Genomic DNA, 17,242 nt, shown 5'->3' on the forward strand with positions numbered 1-17,242 from the left:
TATGGCCACGGCAGTGAGGACGACCGAGTCGGTACCGTTCGCTTCGACCGAATTCCTGATCAGTACACCCGTCGAGACTGAAGGGCGCCGGCCCTGGTTGCTCGGAATCCTCTGCATCCTGATGATGCTCCTACCGAGCTACGTGCTATTTCCAGGACCGTTGAAGAGCAACGGCTCGCCAGCGCGCATGATCGCGGTGATGTTCTTCGGTCTGCTGGTGCTCGGTTTCCTGATGGTCCGCCGTACGGGCAAGGTCCGCAGGATCCAACCGGGTGTGCTGATCCTCGTGCTCTACTTTTTCCTGTGGCTCACGACTTACGGTGTCGCACTGCTGAATTTCGATCCCTCGCCGGGGTCAGCGGCCACCGATGCGAGCATGACACGAAGTCTGATCGCGCTCATCGCGAATGTCGGTTTGGGACTCTACGTTGTCACACGGGTCCGGACCACGCGGCAGCGCAACTTCGTGATGGGTTGCCTCCTGTTCGGAATGGCGTTCGTGTGCCTGGTGGGCCTGCTCCAGAGCGTTGCTTCTGTCGACTTGCGCTTCCTCTTGCAGCCACCCGGGTTCGTCATCAGCACGGATACCTTGTCGCTGGTTGAACGTGCGGGTGTGGAACGTGCCTTGGGCACCTCCGAGCACGCGATCGAGTACTCCATCCTCACTGCGTCGGCACTTCCGCTCGCTCTCTATTTCGCACGCTTCGCCGAGACTCGCAATCGCCGCATACTGTCGGTCGCCGTGTGCGGTTTGGCCATCCTGACCGTACCGACCGGAGTTTCGAGGACCGGGGTGATCGCTCTCGGCGCAGCACTTCTGGTCCTGATGCTCGCTCACACCGTTCGGCAGATCGCAATCGGCCTCGTCGTCGGACTGGTCGCCATCGGCGGGTACATGACTGCCTTCCCGAACATCGTGAAGGCACTGTGGGAGACGATCCTCACGTCGGACAAGGATCCCAGCGTCCTCGGCAGGACGGCAGACTACGCGACGGTGTCGGAAACTTTCCGCGCTCATCCGGCATTCGGATTGGGGCTGGGCGCATCGCCCCCTGAAATCTACGGTCTACTTGACAACGAGTGGCTTCAAGCGGTCGTGCAAGGCGGCCTTGTGGGAGTTGCGGCAATGATCGCGCTCGCAGGTGGAGGTATTTTCGGCATCGCCGCCGCGCTTCGATGCGCGTCGAACACCCGAGAGCGGTACCAGGCATACGTACTAGGGGCGATCTTCGCCGCAGTGCTGGTCTCCAGCTTCACATTCGACCTGTTCGGCTTTCAACAGGCAACGTTCCTGTTCTTCATCACTTTTGGCCTGTTGTGGTCCGGCTATACGGTCGAAGTGCCATCACGCCCGACAAGGGCGCGACGCGTGCTCAGGTCCACACCGACCGCGGAAAGCCTGAGGACTTGACACCGCGTACATGGTGAAGGGCCCGTCGCAGGCTCGGAGCGAGGGGCGACCTTTTCACCGCGTCTGTCATCGCCTGACGTCCGCTGCGCATTACTCGTCGAGTGACACTGTTGCTGACGAAAGCTTGACTCACAACCGTTTCGCCCGTCTTCGCTCGACGTTTGTAGTCGTCGTCGCCTCGGCCGAGATCCATACGCGTGATGCCGATTTCGGCAGCGGCGTCGATCACCTCACGTAGCAGTATCCAGCCCGGAGACAGTTGTGCGAACGCTGGATCGTAGACCGGGAACCACCAGTGCAGTACGTGACCGGAGCGAATACCGAAGTGAGCTGCGACCAATCGATCACCGATATGGACCGTGGAAAGAACACCTCCGAACCCAGGACCACGAGTGTGCAGCAGTCTGTGCATCAACTGGACGTGAGCCGACTTCGCGAAATAGTCGCGGCTGCCTGTCTTCACATACTGGGCGCGCTTCAATTCGATCAGACGTGCGAGGGCGTCGTCGTCGACGACATCGACACCGAACCGGAGCGGGCCGTGGGTTCGTTCGGCTCTCACCCGGCATCGCCGCGCCTCCTTCATCTTGTCCCTGCCGCTTCGCGACACTCGATCAAGGTAGCCATCCAGCCCGCCTGTGATGTCCATCCACGGCGATGACCGACGGGAGACGATCCATGGTTCGAAACCGGCCTTCTGAGGAACCAAGTGGTCGAATGTGAGAACCCGTAAGCCGTCCACCAGAAGCTCAAGCGGCGAGGGTGCCTCGCCGGGTCCGCATATCGGTCCCTGGAAGTCCGCAGCTGGCCAACCCACCGGATGCAACACTGCGCCCTCACGGTGCCCCGGGAGAAGGGCGGACACCGCTCCGGCCGCGTCACGGACCACGACCACCGACACCGGTCTGCCGGTAGCATGCACCGCCGCGGCGAACCCTGGGTGGAAATATGGGCTGTCCAAGGCCTGATTGCTTGCCCGGAGCGCGTGCCAGGCGTCGATCTCTTCGTCGCTGAGCTCATCCATCCCCACAATCCGCGACGTCGTCGAACCCAAGAGCTTCCTGCCGTTCATGTGGGCAGCTCCCGCATTCGGCGAGACGGCTGCAACAGAGCGGCAATCGAGGCACGCGATGTGGGCCGGCCCACTGCGGCGCGAATGCCCTGCCCAACTGCCACAGCCGCGAGGTACGCAGCGCCGTGCAGGCGATTGTGTCGCCGTCGGAACAGCTCCACCTTGTTGACGGTGAGCATCGAGGCGAACATCGGCTTGGTTTCGGACACACCGCCGACGTGCTCGAACACCGCAGCGGGCTCGTACCAGGTGTACCAACCATTGTCCGCCGCGCGCAGACAGTACTCGGTCTCCTCGCTGTACATCAGGAACGACTCGTCCCACATACCTATGTCGAGCAACAACCGAACCGAGAGCATCATCGCAGCACCCGTGGCCCACGCGGTGACCCCGGGTTCCTCGTAGACCCGGGGATCGGTCACACGTTCTGCCAGAGGGCCCAGCCGCCCTGCCAGTTGCCCTGGCACCAGCGCCTCGACCAATGCTCGGATCACGGTCGGCTTCCGGCGCAGTGTGTATTGCTGAGCGCCGTTTGGATAACGCAACCTCGGCACCGCTATGCCACAGTTGGTCCGGTTCAGCGCTGAAGCCAGTACCTGCAACGTATTCGGCGAGACACGGCAATCAGCATTCAGCACCAGGATGGCGTCCACGACGCTCAGGTCCAGAGCCTGGATACCGGCGTTCACGCCGGCGGCGTATCCCCCGTTCCGCCCAGTCTGGACAACTGTCACGTCGAGATCAGCGAACCTCCCGGCGATCTCGCATGTCTCATCTTTGGACGCATTGTCGGCAACGACCACAGCTGCCAACGGTGTTCCCTCGTCCGCCAGCGCGTGCAAACACTCACCGAGGACATCGGCGCTGTTGTAAGTCACGATCACCACTGCCACGCGCGCCGCGGGCCGGGTGCGCGCCGATACGCCGTCTTGCGCCATCAGCCCCTCCAACGCTTGACCGCTCGCGCGGCGCTGTTACGCGCTGACAGGACAAGCGGTGTGTGTGGATCGAGCAACCGGTATATCCAGTCCGCATCTATGTCGTGACGCAGACTGGTCCTGGCCTGCAGCCAGGCTTCCGGTCGGGCCCGCCCACCGTCACTGGTGTAAACGCGGGTAACGCCGGCGTCCCGCAGCCTCCGCAGCACGTGGCGGTCATAAGAACCGAACGGGATCGCCACCCGTGACACGGAACTGCCGGTGACGGCGCTCAGCCTCTCGTGAGCGTCTTCGAATTCCTCGTGGGCCTGCGCGTCGTCGATACGCCGCCAATCACGGTGCGCCCAACCATGAGAACCGATCGACATACCTGCATCCAGAAGTTCTCGGACTCCGGTGTCGTCCACTCGCCCGAGCTTTCCCAATTCACCTGCGAGCAAGAAAAACTCCGCGGTGATGTTTCGCTCGACCAGTCGCGGCAACGCGACCTTCACATCAGATGCGTTTCCGTCATCGAACGTGATCCGAACGTCCGATCGGCCTGAAACCGCGTCGAGGACCTGCTCGAACTGCGCGACACTGACCCAGGTGAGATGTTCCCCCGGATCCAACTCACGGTCGGTCGCGCCGATCCCGTGGACGGTGATGTTGCACACCGATGCGCGCCTGACATCTGCATCATGAGAAGAACGTACGGACAACAAGACAACCCCCGACTCACTCGTGTATGTCGACCGACTGCTGCCGGATGTCGATGCCCGATTCACACACGGGTCTGTATCCACGGTCGCCAGAGAGGTCGCGGCGGCAGCCGCAACTTTCGACGAAGCTTGAGAAACCAGACGCGGTAGTAGACCAGATTGAGAAGATCTGCCCAGAGGATCAAAAGCTCACCACGCCAGCGCGACAATCCCGAATCCCGACTCACCACCAAGCGATGTAGCGGATGTTCCTCGGCACCCAGCAGGACCTTGTGGTCGTAATGGCCAGGACCGCTCTCGACCGTTCTGATCCCGCCTTCGATGAGAACCCGGAATTTCTCCACCATACTCAACCGGCCCAGGCCCATCGATTCCAGAGCCGGGTCGTCAACTCGCGCAGGGAGTCGCGAGTAACATCTATCACCGAGAATGAAACCGTATTCGATCGCCAATACCTGTCCGTCTCCCGTGATCTCGTAGAACCGAGCCCGTCCCGAGGATGACATCCGTGAGACGAGTTCGCGATTGAACTCCTCGCTGCCCGGCCAGTCACCGAAGTGACCGAGCTTGCCCCGCCGACGCCAGCACGATGCGTGCAGATCTGTGAAACCGTCGAAGTACCCGATGGCTTCTTCCCCGCTGATCGTCCGGAACGAGAGGGCGTACCGGTCGTTCAGCTTCCGCAGGTTTCGCCGATGAGCTTTGCGCTGTGCACTGCTGAGACCGAGGAGGTACTCGTCGAAGGTCTTCGGGAGGTTGAATACCGCGTGGGGCCCGTGGCTGTCCGACCGCAAAATCTTGAGCGACGCGTGCTCCGCTGTGTGCTCCACCGCCGCGGCCACAGGTGAGAGCCCCGAAAGCGGTGAGAAGCTCACTGCGTCGCACCCCGTCGCGAGAATCCTTTCGATCGCGGCATGCACAACCGCCTCTTCATGGCCAGGCGCGATCGCCGGCGTGAACACCGGCAGTGTCGAATCGGCGCCGACCAAACTGCCCAACCGCACCGGAACCGGTCCCGCCCAAACCCGATGGACACAGAAGGGTAGAGCACCGACCAAGCTCCCGCGATCTCTGACAAGCAGACCGACGAAGTTGCGCTGTCGGCCATAGTGTGCCCACCATGCCTGTAACCAGTCGACTGTGAAGTAGATGTCGCTGCCGGAATGTTCGACGAAGTCGTCCCACTCGAAGCGGACACTGTCGAGATCATCCACGGAGCCGAGGATCTCGACACTCAGAGTGGAGTTACGATTCCGATCGGGAACGTCTTCTCGGCTGCACGCTCGGCTGCTCTCGTCCCTCGCCCAAGTTTGAGACGTGCCAACGGCGAATCGTTTTGTCAGCGCCATACCGAGGTACACACACGCGTCGGCCGCAGAGCGAGGCCCGTCAACTGCCCGCACAACGGCGACTGCTGTGTGCGCGCCCGTTCCGCGCAGACGCTCGAACAACCCGCGCCTGTCGACCGATGACAGTTCGACTTTACCTCTGTAACTCCGTCGCAAGATCGCCAGCAAGCTCTTGGCATCGGCGGGCGTCCTCACCACCGACGGCTCGGTCGGTACCACGACCTTTTCGTGCGAGGCGAATTGGTTGTCGACGAAGAAATCGTCACCGGTCACCATCGGAAAAGCGCCGAACCGCTCGTGTCCTTCCGCACTGAGGCCGTACGCCCCGGCGCCCCACATCGCCGTCTTGTGCTGTGGAAGCCGCTGGCGGGTACGGTAATAACACCGGACGACCGCGCTGGCGCCGTCCGTGTCATATGTGCAGTCTGGCCGCGCCGCCAGGACATCGCCGCGTGCCAGCCGATCGAGCACTGCCAGAACCGCACCAGCAGAAATCTGGATATCTGCGTCCAGGTACAGCCGGGGCCAGAGCGTGGCAGCCTCATCTCCGGCGTTGAGCGCAGCTGGTTTCGAACCCTCGACCAGTTCCAAGACTTTGGCACCGGGGATGCTTCGCGCCACATCGGCGGTGGCGTCGGAGCAGCCGTTGCACACCACGATCAGTTCGATGAATCCTCCGGCCGCCGCCTCACTCAACGGATACAACGTCCGCTCGATCACTGCGGCTTCGTTGTAAGCAGGGATTATCACCGCCCCTCGCCGTCGCGGACCTGAAATCTGTTTCAGTGGAGCAGTATTCAAAAAATTCCCGGGCTGCGGCATAACGCTAACCACGGGCTCGCCAATCCCCCATGTCGCCCTCCCTCGACACACGCACCCATGAAGCCGTAGCGCACATCCACTAGTTTGGCAGATCTTATGCCGACTGTGGCAAACTCCCAAGGGTTTGCTTGATTAGAGAACGATCCGTCTGGACGTAGGGTACCCGTGCACACGCACGACGATGGCGCAACGTGACGCCCAGCTGACCGATCACAAGCCGCCATCTGCAGGTTCGATCATGCATTCTGAGATCTCGCGTTGGCACCGGCATCCGACTTCCCCGACTTCCCGCCACCCGCGCGCCGAATCGACTCGGCCAGGCCGACGATCCAATCTTCATAGCTGTCGATCGCCGCAGCAGCAGACAGAACTTCGTCGCAGTACCTCCCGCCTGCCTCACCCAGTTGCGCAGCACGCGAACGGTCCTGACCTAGTCGGAGTGCCTCCTGCACGAGCAGATCCGGCCGATTCGGATCCACCAGAACGCCGGCACGCGCCGCACGGATTTCCCGGGCGGCAAATCCGTGCTCGTCGGTCGCGGCCAGGATCGGTTTGCCGGCGCGAAAGTAGGAGGTGAGCTTGCTCGGCACGGCCATCTGCGCAACGCCGGGGCGTTCGTTCACCAACAGTACGTCGGCGGCGCCGAGCGCTGCCGGAAAGTCCTCGTCACTGACAGGCGAAAGGAAGTCGATCGCGCGAATACCTGAAGCCATTGATTGCAGATGCACACGCTGGTTACCGTCTCCCAGGAGTACGAACCGGACCCGCTGATCGGCACGACCGGCCAACTCGGCGGCGGCGATCACGTTCTCCAGTCCCTGCTTGAAGCCCATGTTCCCGGCGTGAAGAATGATGAGTTCGTCAGATCCCCACCCGTGCGAAGCGCGAAAGGCTTCGCTGGACATCGGATCCGGGGACGGCACATGGGTCCAATTTCTGATCACACGAATCCTGTGTGCCTGCACTCCGAGATGGCCGGAAAGCTGGGAAGCGAACCCTGGGTGGATGACAGCAACACCATCAGCGAGCCTGAGAGCAGATGATTCGATGTGGCTGATCGCGGACGCAGAAAGCCCCGACGCCGCCCCTGTTTCCGTGACACCGCGGCTGTACAGATCCTGCACCACCATTCCGATGGCAGGCCGTGGCCAACTCACCCGCGCACGGACAGCCGCCATCGTGGCGGCGAGCAAGGGCGGTGTCACACACACCACGACCTCCGGCCGACCCCATCGAGACGTCATCAACTGCAATCCGAAGGTGATCTCCATCGCCGCACGTCCTCGCCAGGAGAGTCGTTGCGGCACCGGATGACTGAGTCGGAACACGGGAACACCGTCGATCTGTTCGTTCGAGCGGAACCCCGACCGGGTCTTGTCGCGCCTCCATTGCGGGTAGTGCGGAAAACCGGTCAACACGCGGACATCATGGCCGCGATCGATCAGGCCTTTGGCCAAACCGGTCGTATAAGGAGCGATCCCGGTCGGCTCAGGGGCATAGTTGATCCCGAGAATCGCCACTCTCACCGCTCGCTGGGCCACCCTTTGAGGGTAGTTGCGCGCCTGCCGACTGGGGTGGGCACTGAGGAAGCGGACGCGAATTTCACGAATGTTCCACTCCGCAAAGAAACTCAGTTCACTCTGCTGTGTTCACACGCTGGATTACTCCACTTTGCTGTTCGGATGCAGCTAAACGATCTACACTCGCTGGCATCCCGATCAGCCTCGCCCAGAGGCGGTGGGCGCAACACCGGATCGAACCGAGAATTCCCGTACGCCTTGGCCGGCGCCTGGCAGTGAGCCACTCCGACACACACCCGGGCGGCGGGCGACAACAACATTGGATTTCCTATGAACCGGCCCAGCTATCAGAACGTAAACGCATCGCACAATGAGACCGATAGACCAGACGACTGTTTCGCTGGTGCGGTTCCCAACGTGAGGTGCCAGGTACTGGATTACACGCCCGGTCGGTGCGGTCGGAGATGTGCCGATGTCAGTTGAGCAGCCGCACCACCGGATCGGCACGAGATCAGCCTGGCGACGCAAGCTCGGCAGCATTGCAACAATCCTGTTGCTTGTCGCTCCCACCGCACTGGTCTCCTGCCGAGCGCGCACGACCGAACAGCTCGCAAGTGAGATCAGCCAGTACGGCATCACCTGGAAGTTCGACCGTGAATATCAAGTCGGCCAGTTCGTCAACGGAGACTGGTGGGTGGTGGGCCCGGTGAAAGTGGTTTCGGTGACCCCTGAACCCGGGCCGGCACCACCTGACGAAGTCATCGATCTCAGCGTCAATCAGTGGGACGACACCGGCCTGCAAGACAATCCTGAACGACGCAACGGTTCGATGGTCGTCATGGACCTCGGCCCGTCACAGGGTTACGACTCCCGTGGGACCACCTATGACCCGAATTCGTCGGTCACCTTTCCCTACGAGCTCGAGGTCGATCGCTCACTCATCTCTTCGATCAGCGAGGTCTCCACACCGAACACATCGATGTATGCAGACCTGATGTGGTCGTCTGAGAAGCAGACTCCCAACGTGATGAAAACCGCGGCAGTTCTGACAAGCTTGGCCGAGGCACCACCCGCGGACGCCTTCCGACCGACCTACGTAGGGGCCGACAAGGAGATCTTTCGCGCCTCCGACCTGAGATGGGACCTCCTACAGAACCTGCCCATAGATGCCACGAAATACCCTGTCCCCTCGTTCTCGGAGTATGAGCGCTATTTCGAACGCCCGTGGTTGGACCACCTCAACGGGGCGTGGGAGGGCCAGTACCTGTTCCCGGTCGAGAATCAGCCCGCGTACGGGCGAGAGATCGCCCGTATCGTTGGTGCCGCATCACTTCTGCTCAATACCGATGCACCGCAGGAGCAGAAGCAACGCCTGCTCTACGGCCTCGTGCAGTACGGCATCGACCTTCAGGGCATGATCCGGCTCGGTGCGGTCTACAACGAAGGTGGAGGGATCACCAGTGGACGCAAATGGCCGGTGTTGTTCGCCGGATTGATGCTCGGCGAGCCGTCCTTCATACCAGAGCCTCGAACCACCGTTTTTCACGAGGATGCCCAGACATATTACGGTCAGGGTTGGTACGGCCAACACCCGCTGTGGCAGATGGTGTGGCACCACGGCCCGAGGCAGCCCTACCAGGAGAAGCCTCCCAGCGATTGGGACGAGTGGGATCAGACCTCCGAAGACTATCGGATCTGCTGCACTGTACGCGCCTGGGTCGCCCAAGGCCTCGCCGCGATGCTGATGAGCGCGAAAGCCGAGTGGAACCACAATGCGTTCTTCGACAACATCGACGACTGGATGCGGAAGGACGACATCTATGCCGCCGACAGGCAAGGGTACGAACGACCGCCGGAAGAGACCACCACGTTCGACCCGTTCGTCGATGCGTTCTGGGACCTCCATCGCGGCAGCGTCCCGGCTCAACCCGACGGCCCCACCAATCTCAAATGGGATGTCAACGAAAGCGATGACATGAAGTGGGTGTCGAACCCTGCCACGTGACGCAGGTCCGTCGTGGACCGATGCCCCTATCCGTGGCGCTCGAGCCTCGTGAGCCTGGGGCCGATGCCGGCTCTACGCAGAATCGCGCGACTGAGGCGCTCGTTCGAGCGTACTTCTCGGTCCATTACGAACATCCGCCCGTGGGCACCGCCTGGTGGCAGATCGATCAGCGCTTGGATCAATGGATACACGGCTTCCGGTGGCTGTCCGCCGTCACTCATCGCGGTCCGGGTCTGGCCGGGGTTGAACTCGTTGACCAAGACATTCGGATACCGGACTCGGTCTATCTCGGCAGCGATTCCACGTACCAACGCATGTAACGCCCCCTTGGATGCCGAGTACGAGCACGCACCGGCCAACGGGCTCTGATCCGCGAGTGAACCGAGAACGATCACCCGGCCGGCGTTCCTCGACAGCATGCCCGGAAGCACTGCGCGCACGGCATTCGCCACACCATGAACGTTGGTCCGGAAAGTCTCTTCGAAATCCGCTGGGCTCTGGTCCAGGAAGTGAACCTTCGGGTATACGGCTGCGTTCGCAACCAGTATGTCCACCGGACCCATTCGTCGTTCGACTTCGGCGAAGACAGCGGCGCTGCGTGCGGCGTCCCCCACGTCTAGGCAGAACGGCGCGATGTGGGCGTGGTCTCTCGCGGCCTCCGCCAGGTCTTCCATACAGCGCCCGAGGATGGCTACACAGTAGCCCGCTGACGCAAGCCCGCGTGCAACCGCGCGACCGATACCGCCTCCTCCGCCGGTCACCACCGCTACCTGGAACCGATGTTCCGGCATTGATTCGACGGCAGCACAGACAACACTGGTGACCGCGGGTCCGAGCGATGAGTCATTCGGCATGATGCGGACTCGGTTCCAGCGCAGCCTCATTCATTCGGTTCACCAGCGACTCGGCGATACGCAGAGCATTCGCAGAGACAGTCAGGGCGGGGTTTGTCGAACCTGAGGTTGGTAACGTCGCGGCGTCAGCGACCACCACATTGGGCAGACCCCAGACCCGTCCCTGGGCGTCGGTGACCGATACAGCCGGATCATTACCCATCCGGCAGGTCCCCATCGGATGACCCAAATTCGGAGTCGCCAACGGGCTCAAGAAGAACGGCCGGAGGTGCCGGAGGCGATCGCGAATGATGCGCCGACCCCGCGCCGATCGCTCTCGGAGCTCGTCCGGCACCTCGTACCGGAAGCAGATTCGTTCCGGATGACTCGGATCCTCCCACACACGATTTGCCTCATATGCGTAGTCCTCCTGGACCGTGGCGAAGGTAGCTGCCTTGCCCAGGAACCTCGCCGCGACAGCGGCGGGAATACGAAGTGCTTCCAATCCGCCGCCGAGCCATCCGAGTCCAAGGCGTTCAGCCTCGGCGCGTAGGTAGGACGCGATCGGAGCTGTCCCCACCCGCATCGCCATCGACTGGACCTCGCCGACTTCGTAAAGGTCGCGGATGGCCAATGTCTTCTGGGGGCCGTAGTTGGGAACATCACTCGGAGCCCGAAGGCCGAGTATGTCGGTTATGTGGAACATCAAACCGCGTCCCAGTAGTGGCGGAGCGGTTCCGTCGCGCCACAATCCGCTTGATCGCGCCAGAAGGAGAGGCGTGTTCAATGCACCCGCTGCGAGGATCACGTTACGCGCCAGTCGCTTACGCAGGACACCGCTCGTTGCTGCGGGGCCACCCTCTCGGCTGATGACCTGTAGCTGCCCGGACAACGGTTCCAGCCGGACCACGGTTTCGTCGCAGAATACGGACGCACCGGACGCCACCGCCTGTTGCAATGCCCGGTTGTTCCCATCCGCCTTGCAGGCTCGCGGGCAGGCGTCACCCAGACATTCGGAACACCCTGGTAGATAGTCGATTCCGACGTGCAGCCGGTAGGGATGAAGGCCGGCCGCCTGCATGGCCTTCACCAACGCCGCATCGCGTGGGCCAAGCGGCGGCGGTGACCTCAGTACCGCGTCGTCATCAGGGTCCAGCGGGTCCGGCGCGCCGGCAACCCGTAGCAACTTCTCTGTCCGGGCATAGAAGGGTCGGAAATCGTCGTAGTCGATCGGCCATTCGCGAGGCAGAGCACCAGGCGGCCGCATCGCCGTGAAATCCGACCGGCGGTATCGCGACAGCGCGGCGCCGTAGACGGTGGATGAGCCCCCTGGACCGAAGCCCAGCACTGCTGCCATGGCTTTTGCCGGCCGACCACCACCTCTGTCCCGCATCAACGGGACAGGCCACCGCCCGGGCCGGGGCAGAGTGCGCCCAGCCAGCCTGGCGATGGCCCTTCGCATCTTCCCTGGAGCGGGGTCGCGGTTCTGCGACCGCGGAGGGCCGCATTCGATGACCCCTACCGAGTATCCCGCCCGGGCCACCGTGAGCGCTGCGACGCTGCCCGCCAACCCAGCCCCTACGACGATCACATCGAGTTCGTCAGTCATCTGGTCAGTGCTCATCGACTGAACCATGCCCGTTGAAAAAACCCACTTCGGGCACACCATCTGTTCCGGCTTCCCGCAAATTCCGTATCACCGTCACGTCACGCCCCCTGATGGCCCGCGGTCGAATCGATTGATGGACCCACATCAACCGCCAGCAGATTGCTCTGCCACGAAATCAGTGTGGCGCGTTTCAAGGTTTTTGACAGCGTTTTCCCCAAACCGTGACTACACGTCAGGCACCGAATACGCAGTGAAGCACGTGTAATAGCGGCCGCCGACCAGTCGATTTCGGGACAGTTGTCGATGCGTCGGCCATACATAATGATCTTGCTCCGTAGATTGCTGGAACTGCACGTAGGCGTCATAAGGGTGATCGGAGAGAAGTTCTTGGCCTGGACGTGGAGCACCCCGTCCGATGCCGCCAGCGATCGACAGCGGAGTGAGCCCCTCTGCCCGTCAGAGCGATTCGTCTAGTTCAGGAGCTCGGTGCACCAATGACCTCACGGTGCGATACACGTCAGGTGAGACAACACGGACGATGCCGATATGAACCACACCGACAGCGACCATGACAGCTGCCAGGGACCACGCCGGCGCCCATCCTCCGGTGAGGGAGAGAACAAGTAGACCTGCCCCAGCTGAACCGGCGACAGCTACCGATGCCGCGGCGAAGACCCTTGCGAGTGTCCGCGGCGGGATATCCAGTAGCCGACCGACCAAGACCCACCGGATGACTGTCGCCACGAATGCAACTGAGACAAATCCGATCGCCACCCAGTTCAAACCGTTATGGGCCACCAGCGCTGTCACTGCTATCTCGACCGCACCGATGCACCCGGCATACACCAGCCAGCGACCTGGCCTGCCGATTCCGTAGTGCAGGCGTTGATCGATGATCGCGCCGAGGGTCAGAATGGCCGCCAGAGAGAGCGCTTGTGCCACCGGAACGCTGTGGTCCCATCCTTGCCCGAAGAGAAGTGGGACAACCAGTGTGCCGCCGACCACGACCACTGTCATCAGTGGAGATACGGCGGCATAGGCGATACCCAAGGCCTTCAGATATGCCGACTGCAATCGCTCCGGAGACTCGCGGACCTTGGCGAAGACGACCGTGGAAACCGGGACCAGGGCCTTTCCACCGAGGTCCTGTGTCACCTGAACCAGCCGCTGCGCGATGCTCAGGAACCCGAGCGCGGCCGGTCCGAGGACGGTCGAGATGATCGCTGCCTCTGCCGCAGGTCTCATGGCCACGATCACATCGGCAGCGATGACCTTGTTTCCGAATTTCGCCATATCGAAAAACTCTGACTTCGAGAACTGGAGCGTCGGACGCCAACGCGCCGCCTGCCACACCAAGACACAGCTGATCGCCTCGGCGATCACCAGCTGACTCACCAGCGCCCATGCACCTGCGCCGCGGAAAGCGAGGACGACAGCAACCACCTGCGCGATGACTGCAGAAGCCAACCACTGGAGCGAGAGCGCGCGAAACCGCATCTCCCGCCGCAGTAGCGCTGCCGGGACCGAGCAGAGGATGATGAACCCGGCCGCGAGTGAGCAGCCACGTAACACGGGTGCAGCCTTTGGTAGATCGAACAAGGACGCGATCACCGGCGCAAACGCGGCCACCGCTGCCATCAGTACGATCGCCATCGTCAGCGAGTACCAGAATGCTGTGCTCAGCAGTCGCTGATCGGCCCTTTTGACCTGAAGTACATAGGTGGACAGCCCTAGGTCGGCAAGTAACAGCAGGAAGGGCGTGACCGTCATCGCTGCCGCGACCACCCCGAAGTCCTCAGGCGTCAGCAGGCGCGTGAGGATGGCGATGGTGGCGAGGCCGGTCAAACGCATCAGCCATTGGGCAGCTGTCAACCACAGGGTTCCGGCTGCCGCCGATCTCCCGAGGGGCTCAACAGGCGCCTCTGCACCCGGGAGATCCTCGGGATCAAGAGCTTCCGATTTGTCGGAGCGGCCGCCCGGGCTCGACATCACCGCCCCGCATTCTCAGCGGCCGTAGGCCTCCGGTGACAATACCGGGTGCCGCCGGTGCGTCGATCGGCAACAAGACAGCTCAGATTCGTTCGCAGTGCAGTCACCGAAACTCGCGCATCTTTTGCTCGACGGACAGTGCAAGTTCCTCCAGTCGACGCCGGCGCGTCTGCATGTTCGGTGTCTCCACCAGGCCTGCGATGGAAAGGATCTCCGCCCACCGGTGCACGTGGTCGTGTCGCCGAAGCGAGTTCGCGACGTTGGCCCTGCGGATCCGCTCGACGCGCTCGGGATCTTCCTCAAGTTCCGCGATGACGTCTGCGATGTCACCGGAATTGAATTCCAGCGGTATCACCGAATCCTTCCAGCCGAAGTTCTGTGTGAAAGATTCGTTGTGGGGGGCATCCCCGATGAGCACAGTCCCGGCGGCTGCGCCTTCGAAATAGCGCAACCCCAACTCTTGATTGCCCCTGGTCCGCTCTGGGTTGTAGTGCCTGACGGCGGTCGCGAGAAAAAACCGGGTGCGCTTCAACATCTCTGCCAATCGGCGTCGGTGTTCGGCATTACTGGTCACCGGACAGTTCGTCAACGTGTCATACACGTAGTACCAGTCTCCCTGCTCAGCCATACGGAGCAGTGCCTTGTGCGTCTCGGGCGGCCGCTTACCCATTGCATAGAAGTCGATGACCCGCTCGCGCGCTGCCGGATATGGGCAGAACTCAAGCGTGTCGACGGACGGGGCGAGGAAATGACATGGCCGACCGGTCGCCGAGGCAAGTGGAGCCACAGCGTCCCTCACAGACACAAAGATGTGATCGAAGTTCTTGAGAATGTTGAGTAAGTTGCCCAAACCGGCGACATCAGAAGGGTATATCTCATCGATGTAACACATCGAAACCCGTGCCCTGGAACGCCACATCGCGCACGGACCAACGTTGTACAGGTCACTCGCCGACTGATTGCTCACGAAAAGAATCTCGTAATCGTGCGCAATCCCCGGCGGAGGCGGCCGACGCACGATCAGCGGAGCCATCTCCTCCAATGTCACCGACAGACGACGAAATGCCTTTGCGCCCAGCCGCTGTAACGTGCGACCGACGTGGCGCACCGGACTGCGGGCATCTGCTGGATCCGGGGTCTCCTGCGGCGCGACCAGGTCGACGGCATCTACTGCACCCACAAGATCTTCGAATTCGTACAACCCACTGCGAGACACCACCGGGGCGATATCCCTGTTGGAGACGATAAGAACACGCGCATCCGGAGCTTTCATGGCGAATCGGTATGGCCGCATCCCCTGCACTACTTTCTCGATCACCCTATTCTCGGTCCGTACCAGGCTCGACGAAACGGGCCCTCGACATCCCTATTCCACTGTCACCAGGATCAGCGGTCGGACTCGGTTCCTCGTGTTGTCGGTGAAACTTCCTGATCGCCGGCAGACCACTCGATCTTGAAACCTCTAGCGAACCAGCCGGATCCCCATACTTCCTGCAACTACTGAAGATCGCGCCGGTCGTTACTCTCCCCGCAAACCTTGACGCGACGTACACTACACGGATTACCAGGCCTATTCACGGAGAACGCCAATGCCGCACATTCCGGCAGTTCGATCATTCGAAAAATCCTGCGAGCTCCAGACGAAGCTGCACCACGTAGTACCCGGTGGTGCGCACACATACTCGCGTGGCTCCGATCAGTACCCAGAGTTCATGACGCCCGTGCTGACCCACGGCCACGGCTGCCACGTGTGGGACGCCGACGGCAACGAGTACATCGAGTACGGCATGGGATTGCGGTCAGTGACCCTTGGTCACGGATTCCGGCCGGTCATCGAAGCCGTCTGCTCAGCGATCGCCGACGGTGTGAACTTCAGCCGACCGACCACCCTCGAGCTGGACGCCGCTGAGGAGTTCCTGGACCTCATTCCAGCGGCCGAAATGGTCAAGTTCGCCAAGAACGGGTCCGATGTCACCACAGCGGCTGTCCGGTTGGCTCGAGCCGTCACGGGCAGGGCCACGGTCGCAGCGTGCCACCAACCCTTTTTCTCGACCGACGACTGGTTCATCGGCACAACCGAAATGAGCGGCGGAATACCCCAATCCAACCGTTCAACTGTGCTCTTCGAGTACAACGACCTCGATTCACTCGCCTCGGTCCTCACGACACACGACATCGCATGCGTGATCCTTGAAGCCGCAACATCAACCACCGAACCTGCGGCGGGTTTCCTCGAAGGTGTACGGCGGTTGTGCGACAAACACGGTGCACTGCTCGTGATCGACGAAATGATCACGGGCTTCCGCTGGTCCGAACACGGCGCGCAGACCGTCTACGGGATCGAACCCGACCTGTCGTGCTGGGGCAAGGCGATGGGCAACGGATTTCCCATTTCGGCGCTTGCCGGCAAGCGGGAATTCATGGAACTCGGCGGCCTGCGAACAGACCGCGAGCGAGTGTTCCTGCTATCCACAACCCATGGTCCCGAAAGGGGCTCGCTGGCCGCATTCCGAGCGGTGGTCCGAGAGTACATCGAGAACGATCCGATCAGCAGAATGGAGCAGGCCGGCCGTCTGCTGGCCGCGGGTGTCAAGGCTGCCGTCGACGAGGCAGGCTTGGCCGATTTCGTGCAGGTCGCGGGCCGGCCATCCTGCTTGACGTTCATCACCCGCGACGCCGGCCGCGTTCCATCGCAGGCGTATCGCACCCTCTTCCTTCAGGAACTGCTCAAACGGGGTGTGCTGGGTCAGTCTTTCGTGACATCTGCGGCACATACCGATCGCGATATCGAACAAACGATCACTGCGGTCAGCGGTGCACTACCGGCTTACAAGCTTGCGGTCGAACGCGGTTCGGTCGATGGCCTTCTTGAAGGGCGGCCGGTCGCACCCGCCATTCGGCAGTACGCCGCCCCGCGCCGGATCGAGTCAACGGCTGGACTGACACAGACTTCCGCGTCTCAGTGACCGTCATCGCCGTAACACTGCCGTTTT

12 protein-coding genes are annotated in these 17,242 nt (G+C 61.9%); 3 read left to right on the plus strand and 9 right to left on the minus strand.

Annotated elements, in window-relative coordinates; genetic code table 11:
* Position 1 precedes the first annotated feature (1 nt).
* The gene (locus tag AT701_RS29145; protein ID WP_014878504.1) at positions 2-1,411 is read left to right on the plus strand and encodes an O-antigen ligase family protein; all 1,410 of its coding nucleotides are present in this window, start codon (positions 2-4) and stop codon (positions 1,409-1,411) included.
* Here AT701_RS29145 and AT701_RS29150 read toward each other — a convergent pair.
* The 5 genes from AT701_RS29150 to AT701_RS29170 form a co-directional block, all read right to left on the minus strand.
* On the minus strand, positions 1,374-2,483 hold the full coding sequence (locus AT701_RS29150) for a GNAT family N-acetyltransferase (RefSeq protein ID WP_014878505.1): 1,110 nt from the start codon (positions 2,481-2,483) through the stop codon (positions 1,374-1,376). The genes AT701_RS29145 and AT701_RS29150 overlap by 38 nt on opposite strands.
* A complete protein-coding gene (locus AT701_RS29155; protein WP_011730926.1) occupies positions 2,480-3,421 on the minus strand; it encodes a glycosyltransferase family 2 protein in 942 nt (313 codons plus the stop codon). Before AT701_RS29155 ends, AT701_RS29150 begins: the two co-directional genes overlap by 4 nt.
* Positions 3,421-4,077: a polysaccharide deacetylase family protein gene (locus tag AT701_RS29160; protein ID WP_223495837.1), complete on the minus strand. Its 657-nt coding sequence runs from the start codon at positions 4,075-4,077 to the stop codon at positions 3,421-3,423. Before AT701_RS29160 ends, AT701_RS29155 begins: the two co-directional genes overlap by 1 nt.
* Positions 4,078-4,184: 107 nt before the next feature.
* On the minus strand, positions 4,185-6,191 hold the full coding sequence (locus tag AT701_RS29165; RefSeq protein ID WP_233031976.1) for a GNAT family N-acetyltransferase: 2,007 nt from the start codon (positions 6,189-6,191) through the stop codon (positions 4,185-4,187).
* Between the two features lie 338 nt (positions 6,192-6,529).
* Positions 6,530-7,834: a glycosyltransferase family 4 protein gene (locus AT701_RS29170; RefSeq protein ID WP_223495841.1), complete on the minus strand. Its 1,305-nt coding sequence runs from the start codon at positions 7,832-7,834 to the stop codon at positions 6,530-6,532.
* A 451-nt stretch (positions 7,835-8,285) separates the two neighbouring features.
* On the opposite strand from AT701_RS29170, the gene AT701_RS29175 reads away from it, so the two are divergent.
* Entirely contained in the window at positions 8,286-9,818 is a 1,533-nt protein-coding gene (locus AT701_RS29175) for a hypothetical protein (protein ID WP_011730930.1), read from the plus strand.
* 26 nt (positions 9,819-9,844) lie between these two features.
* On the opposite strand, the gene AT701_RS29180 is transcribed toward AT701_RS29175, so the two are convergent.
* From AT701_RS29180 to AT701_RS29195, 4 genes are all read right to left on the minus strand, one after another.
* On the minus strand, positions 9,845-10,609 hold the full coding sequence (locus tag AT701_RS29180; RefSeq protein ID WP_011730931.1) for an SDR family NAD(P)-dependent oxidoreductase: 765 nt from the start codon (positions 10,607-10,609) through the stop codon (positions 9,845-9,847).
* 52 nt (positions 10,610-10,661) lie between these two features.
* Positions 10,662-12,320, minus strand: coding sequence for a GMC oxidoreductase (locus tag AT701_RS35990; RefSeq protein WP_228100261.1), 1,659 nt, complete (start codon positions 12,318-12,320; stop codon positions 10,662-10,664).
* Between the two features lie 396 nt (positions 12,321-12,716).
* Complete coding sequence (locus AT701_RS29190) at positions 12,717-14,111, minus strand: oligosaccharide flippase family protein (protein WP_162139563.1); 1,395 nt, start codon at positions 14,109-14,111, stop codon at positions 12,717-12,719.
* 241 nt (positions 14,112-14,352) lie between these two features.
* Entirely contained in the window at positions 14,353-15,522 is a 1,170-nt protein-coding gene (locus tag AT701_RS29195; protein ID WP_223495843.1) for a glycosyltransferase family protein, read from the minus strand.
* Positions 15,523-15,838: 316 nt separating this feature from the next.
* Between AT701_RS29195 and AT701_RS29200 the strand changes: the two genes are divergently transcribed.
* Complete coding sequence (locus tag AT701_RS29200) at positions 15,839-17,215, plus strand: glutamate-1-semialdehyde 2,1-aminomutase (protein WP_058127094.1); 1,377 nt, start codon at positions 15,839-15,841, stop codon at positions 17,213-17,215.
* The last annotated feature ends 27 nt before the right edge of the window (positions 17,216-17,242 follow it).

The sequence above is a fragment of the Mycolicibacterium smegmatis genome (genome assembly GCF_001457595.1).
GTDB lineage: Bacteria > Actinomycetota > Actinomycetes > Mycobacteriales > Mycobacteriaceae > Mycobacterium > Mycobacterium smegmatis.